Origin of the sequence: Paenibacillus sp. FSL R7-0204, from assembly GCF_038002225.1 — a bacterium.
In the GTDB taxonomy this organism is placed as follows: domain Bacteria; phylum Bacillota; class Bacilli; order Paenibacillales; family Paenibacillaceae; genus Paenibacillus_AQ.
This window is the reverse complement of record NZ_JBBOCA010000001.1, coordinates 3,804,637-3,821,980: the sequence shown is the minus strand read 5'-3', so window position 1 is coordinate 3,821,980 and position 17,344 is coordinate 3,804,637. Positions and strand designations below refer to the sequence as shown.

Annotated in this window: 11 protein-coding genes; 9 read left to right on the top strand and 2 right to left on the bottom strand. The window is 51.5% G+C overall.

What is annotated here, in order from left to right; genetic code table 11:
* Positions 1-12 precede the first annotated feature (12 nt).
* The 9 genes from MKX42_RS17020 (at position 13) to MKX42_RS16980 (ending at position 14,686) form a co-directional block, all read left to right on the top strand.
* A complete protein-coding gene (locus MKX42_RS17020; RefSeq protein ID WP_340757708.1) occupies positions 13-6,642 on the top strand; it encodes an amino acid adenylation domain-containing protein in 6,630 nt (2,209 codons plus the stop codon).
* Positions 6,643-6,670: 28 nt separating this feature from the next.
* Positions 6,671-7,555: a stalk domain-containing protein gene (locus MKX42_RS17015; RefSeq protein ID WP_340753519.1), complete on the top strand. Its 885-nt coding sequence runs from the start codon at positions 6,671-6,673 to the stop codon at positions 7,553-7,555.
* The gene (locus tag MKX42_RS17010; RefSeq protein ID WP_340753518.1) at positions 7,552-8,310 is read left to right on the top strand and encodes a VOC family protein; all 759 of its coding nucleotides are present in this window, start codon (positions 7,552-7,554) and stop codon (positions 8,308-8,310) included. The genes MKX42_RS17015 and MKX42_RS17010 overlap by 4 nt, the downstream gene beginning before the upstream one ends.
* Before the next feature lie 81 nt (positions 8,311-8,391).
* Entirely contained in the window at positions 8,392-9,147 is a 756-nt protein-coding gene (locus tag MKX42_RS17005) for a GNAT family N-acetyltransferase (RefSeq protein ID WP_340753517.1), read from the top strand.
* A 21-nt stretch (positions 9,148-9,168) separates the two neighbouring features.
* Complete coding sequence (locus MKX42_RS17000; RefSeq protein WP_340753516.1) at positions 9,169-10,641, top strand: amidase family protein; 1,473 nt, start codon at positions 9,169-9,171, stop codon at positions 10,639-10,641.
* 213 nt (positions 10,642-10,854) lie between these two features.
* Positions 10,855-12,276 carry an MDR family MFS transporter gene (locus MKX42_RS16995; protein WP_340753515.1) on the top strand — a complete coding sequence of 474 codons (1,422 nt, stop codon included), beginning with the start codon at positions 10,855-10,857 and terminating at the stop codon, positions 12,274-12,276.
* 33 nt (positions 12,277-12,309) lie between these two features.
* Positions 12,310-13,482, top strand: coding sequence for an FAD-dependent oxidoreductase (locus tag MKX42_RS16990; RefSeq protein ID WP_340753514.1), 1,173 nt, complete (start codon positions 12,310-12,312; stop codon positions 13,480-13,482).
* Between the two features lie 54 nt (positions 13,483-13,536).
* Positions 13,537-14,223, top strand: coding sequence for a TetR/AcrR family transcriptional regulator (locus MKX42_RS16985; protein WP_340753513.1), 687 nt, complete (start codon positions 13,537-13,539; stop codon positions 14,221-14,223).
* 37 nt (positions 14,224-14,260) lie between these two features.
* Complete coding sequence (locus MKX42_RS16980) at positions 14,261-14,686, top strand: SRPBCC family protein (RefSeq protein ID WP_340757707.1); 426 nt, start codon at positions 14,261-14,263, stop codon at positions 14,684-14,686.
* A 70-nt stretch (positions 14,687-14,756) separates the two neighbouring features.
* Here the strand turns inward: MKX42_RS16980 and MKX42_RS16975 are convergent, their stop codons facing one another.
* Positions 14,757-16,526, bottom strand: coding sequence for a sensor histidine kinase (locus MKX42_RS16975; protein ID WP_340753512.1), 1,770 nt, complete (start codon positions 16,524-16,526; stop codon positions 14,757-14,759).
* Positions 16,523-17,248, bottom strand: a complete 726-nt coding sequence (locus tag MKX42_RS16970; protein WP_340753511.1) for a response regulator transcription factor — start codon at positions 17,246-17,248, stop codon at positions 16,523-16,525. The genes MKX42_RS16975 and MKX42_RS16970 overlap by 4 nt, the downstream gene beginning before the upstream one ends.
* Positions 17,249-17,344 lie beyond the last annotated feature (96 nt).

The window sequence follows — 17,344 nt, the reverse complement described above, 5'->3', positions numbered from 1 at the left end:
AACACAGTGAGCATGCAACAGTCGGAGCAGGATATAAGCAATGATATCGCCATCGTCAGCATGGTGTGCCGGTTCCCCGGGGTAGATTCCGTGGAGCAGTATTGGGAGCTTCTCGCCAGTGGCACGGATGCGCTTCAGCTAAGCCCCGCACCTGCAGGACCAGGCGTAGAACCCTTGAACAGGTTGGGAAGGGAAGGCCTGATCCCGGTGAATACCGCACTCAAGGATATCGAGAAATTTGATGCAGCCTTTTTCAAGCTGACCGGCAGGGAAGCCGAAATCACAGACCCTCAGCATCGGCTATTTATGGAGAGCGCCTGGGAGGTATTGGAGAAGGCAGGGTATAACCCGCTGAATTATCCGGGACTGATTGGTTTGTTCGCAGGAGTCAGCACCAGTACTTACCTGATTAACCACTTGCTAGCGGACAGGGAGCGGAACGAATCCGTCAGTGATTTGCAGCTAATGATCGCCAATGACAAGGATCATATGACCGCCCAAATTGCTTATCGCCTAAATATTTGCGGGCCTGTCGTTGCTGTACAAACGGCTTGTTCGACTTCGCTCGTAGCCACGCATCTGGCCTGTGAAAGTCTTCTCAGCGGACAATGCGATCTTGCACTGGCAGGGGGCGTGACGTTCAAATTCCCGCAAGTTCCGGGCTATCTGTATCACCAAGGGGGGCTGAGCGCAGCAGATGGGATGATTCACGCTTTTGACGCTGAGGCTACTGGGACTGTCTACAGCAATGGCCTGGGTATCGTGGTCTTAAGAAGGCTTGAAGATGCCCTGCGGGACGGAGATATGATCCAGGCCGTAATCAAAGGTTCAGCCATTAACAGCGACGGTGCTAACCGGATCGGCTATGCCGCTCCCGGTGTAGACGGCCAGGCGGCGGTCATTGCCGAAGCCATGAGCATAGCCCAAGTCCAGCCGGATGCAATCAGGTATGTGGAAGCTCACGGCAGCGGCACGCCACTCGGAGATGATATTGAGCTTGAAGCACTAAGCAGAGCGTTTGCAGCAGCGCGCTCCAATCATTTTTGTGCGATTGGTTCAGCCAAAACCAATATCGGCCATGTCGAGATGGCTTCCGGGGCAGCCGGTCTGATTAAAACCGCCTTGGCGCTCAAGCACCGGAAAATTCCGGCTAGTCTACATTTTGAGACACCGAATCCCAAGCTTGAGGAGCATAACAGCCCCTTCTACGTGAATGATATGCTTGCGGACTGGGATGCGGGGGAACATGGGCGGTACGCCGGAGTCAGCTCCTTTGGACTTGGTGGAATCAATGCCCATGTGGTCATGACAGAAGCACCGCTTCAGGCGGAAGAGGAGGAAGAGAACCGCTGCGAGCTCCTGGTCCTGTCGGCCAAGACAGCAAGTGCGCTGGAGCGGATGTGCGCCAATATGGCAGCCCATATAGAAATACATCCGCAGCTTAATCTAAGTGACGTGGCCTACACCCTTAAGACAGGACGGGCGGTATTTGCTGCTTCAAAAGCTATTGTCTTTCGCGGACGCACCGATCTGCTGGAGCAGCTTAGGGCTGCGGGTGTAAAAGGTATTACACAGGGAGCCGCATCGGAGGGCAAACAGGCCGTTTGCATAAGCTTCTCCCCAAGCTGTGTACTCACTGCAGAAGAGGCCCGCGATTTATACGATTCGAATCCGTCGTTCCGGCAGTTGATCCGTGAGCTATCCGACCAAATCCGCCGCTTCTATCCACTCGACCTGAGACATTATGTTCGGTCCGCCCCTGCACCTGAACCTTCTTCCGCTACCGGGAGAATGCTGTCGTTTACTCTGCAATTGGCGCTTGGCCGCCTATTTCTTGGCTGGGGTATTCAAGCCTCTTCCATCGTTGGCAGCGGAGTAGGTGAGTGGGTCAGACAGGTGTTGATGGGTGAATGCGCCTTGGAGGATGCTGTACATCACCTGTATAGCGAAGACAAGAATCACAGCGAAGAAGAGGATCATACTTCCCCTCATGCCTCTGAACAGGTGGAGCAGGTCTATGTCCTGAACCTGGGCAAGCCCGGCGCCTCCGGCGGCCAGATTGCAGCGGCAGGCCAAGCGCCCGGACTATATTGGCTGCACAGCGAAATCGCCCGGTTATGGCTGGCAGGGACTGAACTGGATTGGGCGCTGTATTACGAAGGAGAACGCAGACGTAAGGTGGAGCTCCCCACCTATCCTTTTGAACGAGGTGTATTCTGGATTGGCCCTTCCAGCGGGCGTGACGCAGCAGAGGTTGATCGTGACAGCCGCCAAGAGAACAGAACGGCAGACAACAGCTATTATCAGCAGAAAGTCAAAGAAATCTGGGAGCAGAGCTTGGGGCTTGAAATCGCGGACGGACAGGAGACCTTCTTCGAGCTGGGCGGCCATTCCCTGCTGGCGACCCAAATTTTGTTCGTGATGAACAAGACCTTCCGTACAGAAATTACGCTCCAGCAATTTTTCGATCATCCTACGGTGGACGATCTGGCTGCATTGGCAGCGGAGCAAGCCGGGCAAGGCATCAGTGCGTATACGGATCTTCCCGAGGTGCAGGTTGCCTTGGCGGAGCGGTATGATCCCTTTCCTCTGACCGATGTTCAGAAGGCCTACTGGATCGGCCGTTCGGAGGGTTTAGAGCTTGGAAATGTATCGACCCATATGTATTTTGAAAATGATCTCGCTGACCTTAATCTGAGCACGTTCCAGCTGGCGTTCCAAGCACTGATTGACCGGCATGACATGCTTCGCTCAGTCATTCTTCCGGATGGGCAGCAGCAGATTCTGCCTCAAGTTCCCAGCTATATTATCCGTTCCTATGACAGCACCACTTCCGGGGAAGAGGAGCGAAGCGCCCATGTGCAGTCTATCCGTGAAGAGATGTCGCACCAGGTGCTGGATTGCTGCCAGTGGCCGTTGTTTGATGTCCGCGCGACGCGGCTGCCTGAAGGCAGGGTCCGGCTGCATATCAGTGTCGATCTGCTAATCGCCGATGCCTGGAGCCTGGAGCTGCTGTTGCGCGAGCTATCTGTACTTTATCTGAATCCAGCACATGTCTTCGAGCCGCTGACTTTGTCCTTCCGCGATTATGTGCTGGCCACGGCAGAGATTGAAAAAAGCGAATTATTCCGCCGCTCCGAGACGTACTGGAAGGGACGGCTGGACTCCCTGCCCATGGGACCGCAGTTTGAACTTGTGAAGGAACCGGCTCAGGTACTGAAGCCGGAATTCAGAAGGCGGCAGCATGTCATCTCTGCCCCACACTGGAAGCAGCTCAAAAAAAGAGCAGAACGTTATGGCATTACCTCAACGGTGGCTTTACTGTCTGCTTTCTCGGAGGTGCTGACGTTATGGAGCCGCAAGGCGCATTTCGCACTGAACCTGACCTTATTCAACCGCTTGCCGATCCATCCCGAAGTGGGCGAAGTCATTGGGGACTTCACCTCCCTGACTCTGCTGGAAATTGACAACCGTGAACCGGGTACCTTCATCAGCCGGGCCCAGCGCCATCAGCGCAGGTTGCTTGAGGATATGGATCACCGTTATTTCAGCGGTGTGCGGGTGACAAGGGAGCTGCTGGCCAAATACAAAGAGCCTTCGAAGGCGATTGTACCCGTGATTTTCACAAGCATTCTGAATCAGACGGAACAAGCGGCGGCGGAAGGCCAGCCCGCCCAGGCCTTGCAGGAGGATCGCTACAGTGTCTCGCAGACCCCTCAGGTGTGGCTGGATCACCAAGTGCTGGAACGGGATGGGGAGCTGCATTTCAATTGGGATTCTGTGGATGAACTGTTCCCGGACGGCATGCTGGACGAGATGTTCGCTGCGTATTGCGGGCTGCTGGACATGCTGGCCCAGGAACCCCAAGTCTGGGAAGAACCGCTGCCGCTAAGTACGGAGCTTTCGCACAGGATGCCCCACCGTGAGCGTCTTCAGGAGGTTGCAGACTTCCATACCCGGATACTGCCGCCGAATCCGTCCCCTGGATCACTGCTGGAGCGTTACCACAACAATGTACGGCAACGACCATCCGCAGTGGCGCTTATCGCCTCTGGCAGGCAGCTTAGTTATTCTGAATTGAATGAATACGCCGATTACGTTGCCGGTCAGCTTATCCTGAATGGAGCCCGGCCGGGTGATCCGGTAGCTGTTGTAATGCACAAGGGCTGGGAGCAGGTTGCTGCCGTGCTTGGAATTCTCAAGGCCGGCTGCGCATATCTTCCCGTAGATGCTTCGCTTCCCCAAGCCCGGATCGCTGAGCTTCTGCGGCTTGGACAAGTTGCTGCTGCTGTCATTCAGCCCGATTTGGATCATACCGGTTGGCCGCAGCTTATGCACGTTGTTCTGAAGGAACAGTGCAAGCCGGACGGAACATACGGAGCTGAGGACCCGGAGGCGGCGGACCGTTTGGCCTATATTATGTTCACTTCTGGAAGCACAGGCGTTCCCAAAGGTGTCATGGTCAATCAGCGCGCTGTTCTCAATACCACCGAAGCGATCCTTGACACTTATAACGTTGGACCGAAGGATGTCATGTTCGGCTTGTCTGCACTGAACTTTGACTTATCCGTATTTGATATCTTCGGTATGCTCTCTGCTGGGGGCACTCTTGTTCTGCCGGACAAGAATCATCTCCGCGACCCTGCACATTGGCTGGAGCTGATGAACCTAACAGGCGTGACCCTCTGGAATTCAGTTCCTGCACTCCTGAGTATGCTTACGGAACTGGTCAAAGATACGCCGTCACCAGTCTGCGGCTCACTGCGCCTGGCTCTGCTTAGCGGTGACTGGATACCACTCGGATTGCCTCAAGCCGTCAGCCGGTTGAAGCCAGGGCTTGAGGTAGTCTCATTAGGCGGTGCCACCGAAGCAGCCATCTGGTCGATTTCTTACCCGATTCAGGAGGTTTTGCCGGGCTGGACAAGCATTCCTTACGGACGTTCACTCGCCAATCAACGGGTATACGTGCTGAACGAACGGATGGAGGAGTGCCCTGTTGGCGTATGTGGAGAATTATTCATTGGGGGGAACGGCCTCGCTATAGGCTACTGGCAGGATGAGCTGCGAACCATCGAACGATTCATCCGTCATCCTCTGAGCGGCCAGCGCCTCTACCGAACTGGCGATCTCGGGAGATATGCGGAGGACGGAAATATAGAATTCCTGGGCCGGGAGGATTTGCAGGTTAAGGTGCGCGGGCATCGTATTGAGCTAGGCGAGATTGAAGCTGCCCTGAAATCCCATCCCTATGTCAAGGAGGCTACCGTAATCAGCCAAGGGGAAGGCGAACGCAAGCGTTTGTCTGCCTATGTTACCGTAGACCGTGAACAGGCTTACGGCGTCGCGGGGATGGGCGGGCAGGAATTGATTACGGGGGCTGTGGACCGGATGTTGTTCAAGCTGAATGAACCCGCACTTCGAAAGAATCTATCTGGTAAAAGCTTCAGTCTTGCCGATGCAGTGGATGGCAACGTTCCATTCCTCCAGCGACGCAGCTACCGCAGCTTTGTCCAGGAGCCGATTTCCCGGCAGCAATTCGGGGCATTTACATCCGCTTTGTCACAAAGGACGTTCGACGGTCTTCCATTTCCCAAATTCCAATATGGTTCTGCAGGCGGGCTATATCCAGTCCAGGTCTATTTCCATCTGAAGCCTGGAGCGGTGGAGGATCTGCCAGGCGGGCTGTATTATTACAACCGCAAGGAGCATCAGCTTGTGCTGCTCGAAGACAATCCAAGGATGGATGCTGCCATTCATGCACCAGGGAACCGTGAAGTTTTTGAAGCCTCGGCCTTCCAGATTTTCCTGATCGGCTGTATGGATGCAATCGTCCCTATGTATGGACAGAAGGATGGCCTGGGTTATTCGCTGATGGAAGCCGGGATCATCTCACAGCTCCTGGAAGATAAAGGACCTGAACATGGCATTGGCTTGATACAAATGGGTACTCTGGGCTTCGATCATATTCGTCCGCTGTTCCGTTTGCATAGTAACGATGTATATCTGCATTGCCTGCTTGGTGGAGGAATTAAGCCTGAGCAGATGACTCTGTCTGGACAGGTGGAAGAGATGAACCTCTATTCGTCCAATAAAAACACTGCCAAGGAGAGCAAACCGGACATTAGCAAGGCCCTAACGGGTTATCTAAAAGAGAAATTACCTTCCTACATGGTGCCGTCCGCCATACAGGAGCTGGAGAATTACCCGCTGACCGCCAATGGTAAAGTGGACCGCAAAGCGCTTGCTCTGCTGGAACCGCAGCTCCCGCAAAGCGAAGAAGCATCTGGGATGGCGGCAGGCGAAATCCCCGCTGGATCAGCTTTGTTGTTGCAGCAGATTGCGGATGCCTGGCGCAAAGTCTTGAACCGTCAGGAAATTGGCCTGCATGATAACTTCTTCGATCTCGGTGGCGATTCGATCAGCATGGTTGCGCTCTTCCGCGAATTACAGGCGGATTATGGAAGCCGACTGACCATGGTTGAGCTTTTCAGATATCCGACGATTACCGATCTCTGTGAATTTCTGTTGGAAGATGGTGCAGATTCACCGCCGCAGGATGACTTGCCCCTGGAGCGTGAACGGGCTGATTCACGCCGCAGTTCCTTGGCCCAGTTAGCCGGTAAACAGCGGCAAGGCCGATAGACTATCTAAATTCAGGAGGGAATAGAATATGAAGAAATTGTTGCTGTTATTATTTATTGCACTGCTGGCCTGTTCGAGTGGCACTGCCTTATCGGCAGCCGCTCCAGCGGTCAAGATCATGTGGAATGGAACACCAATTACCTTTACAGGGGTCTCACCGGTCCAGGAGGGCAAGACCTGGCTCATACCGATCCGGCCTGTCTCCGAAGAAATGGGGGCAGATTTGCAATGGGCCGCCAACGAAAAGAAGCTTACCCTGTCAACATTTGCCCGAACGGCCATCCTGGTTGTCGGCAGCAAGCAAATGAAGGTCAATGAGCAGACCATTACTCTTCATACAGCCCCTAGACAACACCAGTCCGCCATTCTCGTTCCACTGGAGGCGCTGGAGGCGCTTGGGCTTGTAACAGCCTGGAATCCGGCAAAAACCGCAGTGGATCTGAAGCCGGAATTCACCGTTGTCAAAAAGTATGTTTTCCCTATTCAGGTTGCAAGTATCCGTTACCGCGGCCAATACGAGGAAATCACTAAGGTATTCACCATGCTTGACAGTAAAGTGAAGGATGTCATTAATGGTCAAGGCTTGAGTCTGTATTACGAGCAGAACTATGAACTTGGACATGATACAGAGATTTGCATTCCGGTCAGCAAGGCAGTGGAGGGCGAGTCTATAGAGTACAAGGGCCAGAAGATTCCGATAGTTACGAAGACGCTGGAAGGCGGTTATTTCCTGTCGGTGGTTCATCAGGGAACACCGGATACGCTGGGTGACGTCTGGGCGCAAATAGACTTATATGCTAAAAATACCGGAGTCCAGCTTACATCACCATCACGGGAAGTATATGTCCATGAGGATCTGAAGGATTACCGTAAGCAGGTTACCGAAATTCAGCTCCGGTTCAAAGACCTATGAAGCCTTATCACGAAGGTACATTTTGCTGGGCTGAACTAGGCAGTGGCGATCCGGCAGCATCCGCTGCATTCTATACCACGTTATTTCCTTGGAGCACGCAAACGACAACCATGGAAGATGGGCGAAGCTACACAGTATTCCAATCGGACGAACAAGATGTAGCTGCCATGTATTCCTTAGGTGATCCCAAGCTGGCCGCTTTCTGGGGCTGCTACATTGCTGTTCAGGATGTGGAGCTATCGGCTGAACGGGCACAATCACTTGGAGCGCAAATGCTCATTGCCCCAAGACGTATAGCGGACAAGGGCGTAATGTGTGCCTTTCGTGATCCTGCCGGAGCGATGGTCGCCTTATGGGAAGCGGCAGAGCATCTGGGATCAGGCGTTCAGCACGAAGCGTACTCTATCGACTGGCATGAGCTGTATACAACTGATTTGAACGCCGCCGCTCATTTTTATACGGAGCTGCTGGGGTGGTCCATGGAAGAGACGACTAACCCGTCAGGCCATTATCTCCAGTTCAGAGTTGGAGCAGACGTCGTAGCCGGTATGAAGGAAATTCCCGGGAACATGAAGAACATGAATAGCGGCTGGGGATTATATTTCAAGGTTTCCGCATGCGAGGTAATAACTAGTCAAGCAGTAGCCCTAGGAGCTACTGTGGTGATTCCCCCTATGCCTGTGCCGGGTGGCGGGACAGGCTCCACTTTGCTAGACCCGCAGGGAGCTTTCTTCTCGATCAAGGATGGGCTCTAGACATAAATTCTACCGGAATAGCTCTAAACAACCTTTTGGCTATTCCGGATCTATCACAAAGAATAGTGAGGTAGTGACACAATGACCTATTTGCAAATTACCAAAGAAAACATCGAACAAGAACATATCTGCTGCGCACTGGGTGCGAAGCAATATGAGCAGGGTGTCCGGGACAAAAAGCAATGGCTGAGTGAACGGATGGAGGAAGGGCTGGTTTTTTACCGGCTGAATGACCGGGCGAAGGTTTTTATTGAATATTTGCCTGCCGAGAAGGCTTGGATTCCCCTTAATGCTCCTAACTATATGTACATTAACTGCCTGTGGGTATCCGGAAGACACAAGGACATGGGTCATTCCAAACAGCTTTTGGATAAGTGTAAGGCAGATGCCCAAGCTTTGGGTATGGATGGCATTGTGCATATTGTCAGCAAGAAGAAAATGCCTTATTTGAGCGACAAACGTTTTTTTGAGTATATGGGATTTCAAATCACCGATGAAGCAGCTCCTTATTTCGAGTTAGCAGTGCTCCAATGGAACGATGAGGCGAACGCCCCGTCTTTTGCACATTCTGTGAAGTCTGCGTCAGATTCGGGCGACGGAATATGTATTTATTACACCCCGCAATGTCCGTTTGCCGTTGGTGTTTTGGAAGATTTGCGTTCAGTGGCGGAGGAGAGGGGGATCCCGTTTACGACGATTCTCCTGACTACCCGGGAGGAAGCCCAGGCCGCCCCTTCGGTCTGGACGACCTTCAGTCTGTTTCTGGATGGTACGTTCATCACTCACGAGATTATGAGTCCAGGCAAGTTTGCGAAACTGCTCGACAGCTCCAAATAGCAAGGACAGGGAGGAAGAAACTTGAATTTAACTTATCGTACGGCTTCCGAAGTGATCCGGCTGCTAGAACAGGGTGAAGTGAATTCCAGGCAACTGCTGGATTACTATTATGGCCGGATGGACCTGGTGAATGAACGGCTGAATGCCGTAGTGCAGCAGCAGCGGGAAATGGCCTACGCCCAGGCGGATCAGGCCGACCAGGACAGGAAAGAAGGCCGGAGTTACGGGCCATTGCACGGCCTGCCGCTTACGGTCAAGGAGTCATTTAATGTAAACGGGATGCTTACGACCTCTGGTGCCCCCCATTTACAACATAACATTGCTACAGAGCATGCGTCCACAGTTCAACGATTGATTCAGGCCGGAGCGATCATTATGGGAAAAACCAACGTGCCGGTGATGACTGCGGACTGGCAGACCTATAATGATCTATACGGCACAACCAACAACCCTTGGAACACAAACTTGACACCAGGAGGTTCATCTGGCGGCAGTGCGGCCGCTTTAGCGTCTGATTGCACGCCTGTGGAATTCGGCAGCGATCTGATTGGCTGCCTGCGGATTCCTGCCCATTATACCGGTGTATATGCCCATCGCTGCAGTCTTGGAATGCTGTCGCTTAGAGGACATGTTCCCGGTAACCCTCCCGGTGATCCAAGCGAACCTGATTTGTCGGCGGCTGGCCCGCTGGCCCGAAGCGCCAAGGATCTTCGGCTGATGATGGATGTACTGTATGATCCGTGGGTAGAGGTGCCTGTTCCTCCTGATTTCCGCACTAACACATTAAAGGAGCAAGCGACGATCAAAGTTCTGACCTGGTTTGAAGCTCCGGGGCATGAAATAGATGAGCCTATACAACGCAGATATACTGATTTCACCGCAGCTTTATCCAGGATGGAGGGGGTAGAGGTTCACCATGGAATGCCTCCTGAGATCCAGATGAACAAGTTGTTCGACCTGGCGATGAAGCTGTCTGGACGACTTGTCGGCACCTCGTTCAATTCAAGGCAGCGCCTGACTGCAAGTCTGGCCTCCCTTGGCCTGCGGGCTTCCCGTTTGGTGACGAAGGCTTTTCCTGAAGGGCTGGAGGACTATTACCGGGCAATGAATCAGAGTGAGGGAGAACAAGAGGAGACGGACCGCCTGCGTCAGGAATATAACCGTATCATTACTTCCTTACTTCAGGAATATGATGTTCTGCTGCTGCCCATCAGTCCGGTACTGGCAATTCCCCACATGCAGCAGGCGGTAACTAGAAGGATTCTCGAAGTGAATGGACGAGCAACCGGTTATAACGAGCATTTAATCTGGAATATCCTTGCGACTGTCTTTGGGCTGCCTGCCACAGTTTTGCCTTTGAATCGTTCTAAAGATCAATTGCCGTGTGGAATTCAGATCATCAGTGGGCATTTCAAGGATCATATCACCATTGATTTTGCTGAAATATGCGAGTCATTGACAGAGGGATTTCAAATTCCTCCAGGCTACTCGTAACTGCATCTGAATTACTAACCTTAGTCGTATGTTGTGTACCTATGACGTTTATTGGCAACCTTGTTCAGAATGGAGAACGGTTACCAATAAACGTCTCTTTGCCTATTTCCAACCAACAACGAACACCATTCTTGACGAACAGTGTTCGTTGTGTTATAAATGTATCATCTTAAGTAATTCATACGCTTTTTGAAGGAAAGGAGTAGAGCGTTTATGCCAGATACAAAGGATAACGGCAGCATGCAAGCAGCCTTTTCTTTGAAACAGATTTTGCCCATACTTCTCGCTGTTGCTTCAGGAATGTTCCTGGTGATCTTAGACAGCACCATCATGAATGTGGCTGTACCGAAATTAGTTAATGCCTTCGATACCAATCTCAGTACGATTCAGTGGGTTATAACGGCATATACCTTGTCTTTATCGGCAGTTATTCCGCTCGCTGGCTGGTTCTCTGACCGTTTCTCACCCAAACGAATGTTTATGATTAGCATTGTGTTATTCGTTCTAGCTTCTGTGCTGTGTGCAATGGCAACCACTCCTACTCAGCTTATCGTTTTCCGCATCATTCAAGGTCTGGGCGGAGGCATGGTGGCTCCCATCGGAATTGCCACTGTATTCATGGTCGCTCCTCCGGACAAAAGAGGATCTGTCATGGGTATCCTCGGGATCCCGATGCTGCTTGCTCCCATTTTAGGCCCGTTATTGTCGGGCTGGCTAATCGAGTACATCAACTGGCACTGGATCTTTTTCATCAACGTACCGGTTGGCGTTTTAGCTTTACTGATGGCCTGGAGGTACTTACCTGCATCGGATGCAAAAGCCAATAACAAGCTGGATGTGATCGGCGCGCTTTTGGCTCCGGTTGCCTTTACTTCAATTGTGTTTGCCGTACATCAAGCAGGAGAGAAGGGGTGGTCCAATCTATGGACGTTAGCTCCTCTGGCCTGGGGCCTGGTTATACTGGCCGTCTTTATATGGAATGAGCTGCGGCACAAGCATCCGCTGCTGGAGCTAAGAGTATTCCGTTCGCCTACCTTTGTGCATGGCATTTCTGTCGCCTGGCTGAATCAGATCGCTTTGTTCGGAAGTATCCTTTTGTTCCCGCTGTATTTACAGCAAGTGAGAGGGCTAACCCCTCTTGAAGCTGGATTATATGTGATCCCGCAAGCCCTGTTATCTACTGTCGGGATTAATGCCGGCGGCCGGTTATTTGACCGTTTCGGTGTTCGCCCGGTAGCCATCATGGGTATTCTGTCGCTCTGTGGGTCCTTGCTTGCACTGACGCAGATTGATGCCCATACCAGTTCGCTATATATCATTTGCAGCTTTGCTTTTGCAGGGCTTGGTCAAGGATTAACGATGATGCAGATTAATACCCATGTCCTCAGATCAGCTCCCAAGGAATTAATAAGCCGTGTTACGCCCATAACCACTTCAGCACAGCAAATCATGTCTTCCTTCGGCGTTACCATCACGATGGCTTTTCTGGCCAAACAAATCAGGGGACTTCCCGCACAGCATTCACCCGATCAATTAGGTCATGCCTTCGGCTCAACATTCTGGATTACTTTGGGCTTTGCAGTTATTGCATTGGTTTTATCTTTGTTTTTTGCAGGCAAGAAGCACGATTCTTGAGAAAATACTTTCAAACGAAGGAGATGTCTACACATGACAACAAATAATTCTACAGAACAACGCCGGATCGCAATTATTGGAGGTGGACCAGGAGGGCTAACGCTCGCCTTGATTCTGCAACAGCATGGTATTTCCTCGATCATTTACGAACGTGAGCATGAGGATCTAAGCCACGAACGCGGAGGCTCCTTAGATATTCATGAAGAATCCGGGCAACTCGCTTTGAAGGAAGCCGGATTATATGAAGCTTTTCTGCAGGCAGCACGGTTTGAGGGCGAAGACTTCCGGCTCATGGATAAGATAGGGACCCTATACCTGGATGAAGTGGCCGACGAAGAGAGCTCGGAAGGGCAGAGACGCCCGGAGATTGACCGTGGTGTGCTGTGTGACTTGCTTCTGAATAAATTAGATCCGTCTACCATACAGTATGGCTATAAACTGGAGAAGGCTGTCTCTCTGGGGGAGGGTAAGACAGAGCTTCATTTTGAGAATGGACATATCGCTGTGGCTGATCTTGTAATTGGTGCAGACGGTGCCTTTTCCCGTGTTCGTCCTCTGCTTACCGATACAAATGTGGAATATTCAGGTCTGACTATGCTGGAGCTCAACGTTATTGCAGCCGATCACCCGGATCTGGCCGCATTCAACGCACGTGGCAAGATGTTTGCACTGGATGATCACAAAGGGATTCTAGGCCAGCTGAACGGCAACGGACGGATCAAAGTATATGCAAGCTTCAAGGTAGAGCGGGACTGGTTAGACGAAATCCGCAGCGATAACCCGCAGGAGACGAAGGCCAAGCTGCTTGAGCTGTTTCACGATTGGAGTGAACCGCTCAAGAATTATATCCGGTATGCGGAAGATGCAGTTGTGCCCAGACGGATCTACATGCTGCCCGTCGGATTTCGCTGGGGACGCAGCGCTGGTGTCACGTTGATTGGAGATGCGGCTCATGTCATGTCCCCTTTTGCGGGAGAAGGGGTGAATCTTGCAATGCTGGATGCGCTGGAGCTGGCTCTGGCCATAGTAAGGAACAAGGAGACATCTGTGGCGATTGAAGAATATGAGGAGAAAATGTTCCAGTATGCCTCAGAGAAAGCCTATGTGTCTAACGAAAATCTCATCCTGAGCTTCTCGGAGAATGCGGCTCCCAAGTTTGCATCTCTCATGCAATCTTATCAAGACCTGTATGAGCAGCAAGGCTGATGTTCTCTTCCGCGATGTATTTACTATTGGCTTCCGGCATGTTATAAGAAAAGTATGATGAAACCTAAACGTGAAATTGTGAGCCGCCGTAACCGCCCAGCCAAAGAACCCCTTAGTCATGAAATCATTGTCAAGACCGCCTATGAGCTGCTGAAGCAGGAAGGGACCTCCGGCATGAGCATGAGAAAGGTAGCCAAGCAACTGGACACCGGACCTTCCTCCCTGTATGTTTACGTTAAAAATCTGCAGGAATTGAGCTCTTATGTGCTTGACCTTGGTCTCGGTGAGTTGAATCTGCCGGAGCTTACGGACGATAATTGGAAGGAGCAGTTATTTCAAGCACTCCATGCTTATGCAGAGCTGCTTATCGGGCAACCCGGATTAGCTGAGCTATCCCTACAGACGATACCTATCGGGAATCATGCCTTTCGACTGAATGAGTATTTACTTACCGTCCTGCAGAAGGGCGGAATCACCTCTACGGCCGCTGCTTGGGGAACAGATTTATTGCTCCTGTACGTGTCTTCCATTGCGTTGGAGAAGGCAAAGAGAGCAAGCGAGCTGATGGAAACTGCCCAGAGTTACTATAATGAAGCAGATCCGGTACGTTTTCCGCTCATGAACAGTCTGAAGAGTGATTTATTCTCGGGAGATACCGCCTCCAAGGAAAGGTTCTTCTGGGCCATTGAAGTAATACTTCAGGGGATATTGCACAACCAGTTGGGAGACAATGGTAAGTGATCAAGCGACGAAGATCATGAAAGAGGTGTCTATTGAAATGGAAGAGAATCAACCAACGAAGGTAACTGTACAAGCCGTGGTTCAAGCTCCTGTCGAAAAGGTATGGCAATACTGGACAGAGCCGGATTACATCACTAAGTGGAATCAGGCGTCCGAGGACTGGCATGCGCCGAGAGCCGAGAACAATCTGCACGTTGGCGGTACCTTTCTGACACGGATGGAGGCGAAGGATGGCAGCATGGGGTTTGATTTTGGCGGCGTGTACGATGTCGTGAATAAGCATGAGATGATCAGCTACACCCTAGGAGACGGAAGAAGAGTGGAAATTACGTTCGTCGATCAAGGGAATGAGACGAAGATTATTCAAACATTCGATGCGGAAAACGCCAATCCCGTCGAGCTCCAGCAAGCAGGCTGGCAGGCGATTATGGACAATTTCAGAGCCTACACCGAACACAACTAACTACCAAAGAAGACGCCGGGGAAAATGCCCGGCGTCTTTCTTTTGAAATCTGAGAACGAAATATTTCAGATTATTTCGTTCCAGCCCTCGAATGAGCATCCCATATCAAACGTATCACCGTTCCTTCTTCGGGACTCGATCGAACCTCAATTCGCCCTTGCATGGCTTCGATCAGCCCTTTGGTTACCGCCATGCCAAGGCCTGATCCGATATCGGGCGTCGCTGTATCTGTGCCACGGTAGTATCGTTCGAACAGCTTCCACACCGTCTCCTGATCCATCCCGCGTCCATTATCGGCAAATTGAACGATGAAATCGCCTGCCTCTTTACCAGGCTGTACACTTACAATCAGCTTCGCGTCCGGCGGATTATGGAGTAGGGCATTGGCGGTCAGATTATCAACGATCCGTTCAAAGGAGGGAATGTGTACATAACCCTGTACCTGAGCCGGGGCAGGCTGGAAAGTAATGCGGCCCTCACCATAAGCTGGGTTACGTTCAGCACGCTGTACCAAATCCTGAAGCAGAGCATTGATATCCGTTAGCTCAACAGGGGGCTGGTATCCGCCGCTGCGCAGACGATAAGTCATGGCCAGGTCGCTTACCAGCCTGTCCATGTACATCGACTTGTCTAACATAATGCCCGCGAATTCCCGTACTTCATTAGAAGCCCACTCGTACCTCTCTGCTTCCAGCATATGTGCATAGCCCTGGATGGAGGACAGGGGTGTCTTTAAATCATGGGTGATTCCAGCAATCCATTCCTCGCGAAGAGAGTCGGTCTGTCTGCGGAGTTCTTTATCCTGTTTCAGAGTATCGGATAACGTCTGGATGGAACCTAACACTTCCGTATATACCCGATATTTCCGCCGCCATTTCCCGTTCTTCTTCTGGCTAAGCGGCCTGCCGCGGGGGCCGGCCGGCTCCTCATATTGTCCGCGTTCAAGCCGCTGCAGCCATTGGAGCATATGGAGCATAGGATAACCGAACAGGTTGGCATACCAGACAGCAAGCAGGATCAGCAAGCCGATAATAGATACCAGAAGTGCAGCCAGGGCAGGACCAAAAATAAACCCGAAGGGATTCTCGTTGCTCCCCGCCGGATTGCTCCCAAGAGGAATACTCAGCATCCAGGTAGAATGATTCTGCTCATCATAGCTGGTCACTGTACTAACTCCATACCGGATGGGGTATCGTGTACGCAGAATCAGATCCTGGATGCTGTAGCTGTCCGGGATACCTGTTACAGGCTTATTGAAAGAAGTAACCTCCCGTCCCAGTTCATCCAAAATCTGAAGATAGGCATCCGCTGCTCGAATGATTTCCTGCTGCCCGGAGGCCAGTTCAAGCTTGTTATTGGCATAACGGCCCCCGTTATATGCTTGCTCCAGCATGGTTACAGCCTGGTTGTTCTCTCCATACAATAGGGTGAAATTAATGCCTTCTCTTTCGCGGATAAGCAGATATAGCCGGTAGGGAAAGGGCTTTTGTCCTTGCCAATAAGATATGAGTTCTCCAGGTTTATAGTGATTCGGCACATCGGAAGGGGTATGAAAAGCATCCAACACACGACCCTGCTCATCGAGAATCTGAAGCCAGCCGTTGTTGTCCTCGATCTGCTTCAGCAGCTTGGGATCATACTTAACACTACCATCCGGCAAAATCTCTGCTGTGCTGATTAGCTGATCGAGCCCGACAGTGGCAAAATCTTCAACAAGACTGGCCTCATGTAGCTGCTGAATGACCCAGTAAGCTATACTTCCACCGATAATCAAGATCAGGACCACCGTACCCGCAAGCAGGCCAATGAACCGCGTCATCAATCTGCGTCTTACACTCATCGCCTAGGCCCCATGTCGGATTGAATGAGCTTATACCCTAGCCCCCGAACGTTCACCAATAACTCAGGGTTGGACGGATCAGCCTCAATACGCTCACGAATCCGGTGAATATGTACCATGACGGTGTTATCATCCGCAATGGCCTCCGAACCCCAGACCCGCTCATATAATTCAGACTTGGTAAAGATACGATTGGGATGTTTGCAAAAGAACAGAAGTAACTGGTATACCAGCGCTGGGCAGTTCACGGGCTGGCCTTCTACTCTAAGTTCACCGGCTGGCTCCATGACCTGAAAGCGCCCATAGTCATAGATCCCTTCCCGTGGCAGTTTTCCCGCTTCCGTCTGTCTGGGCAAATATCGTCTCAGCAGGGATTTGATCCGTGCGACTACTTCCAGCGGGTTAAAGGGTTTAACGACATAATCGTCTCCGCCAACCGCGAAGCCGGTCAGCTTGTCATAATCGGTGGTTTTCGCTGTCAGAAAGAGAATAGGGGCGTCTGTACATTGACGCAGAAAAGGGCAGATTTCGAGCCCGCTTCGGCCTGGAAGCATCACGTCCAGCACGATGCAGTGATAGGTTTTCTTTTTACATGCAGCAATCGCGTCTTCACCGGTAGTGACCGTATCAATATCCACGAATTGCTCTTTGAGCAATACCGTTCGGAGCATATGAAGAATAGCCTGTTCATCATCAACAAGCAAGATTGAAACTTCATCCATGACAAAATAGAGCCTCCCAGCTTTTTATATAAGTATCATACCATTCTGAAACACTGTGTTGCGTGCCGGCAACCTTAACGGATTCTTAATTTTGGC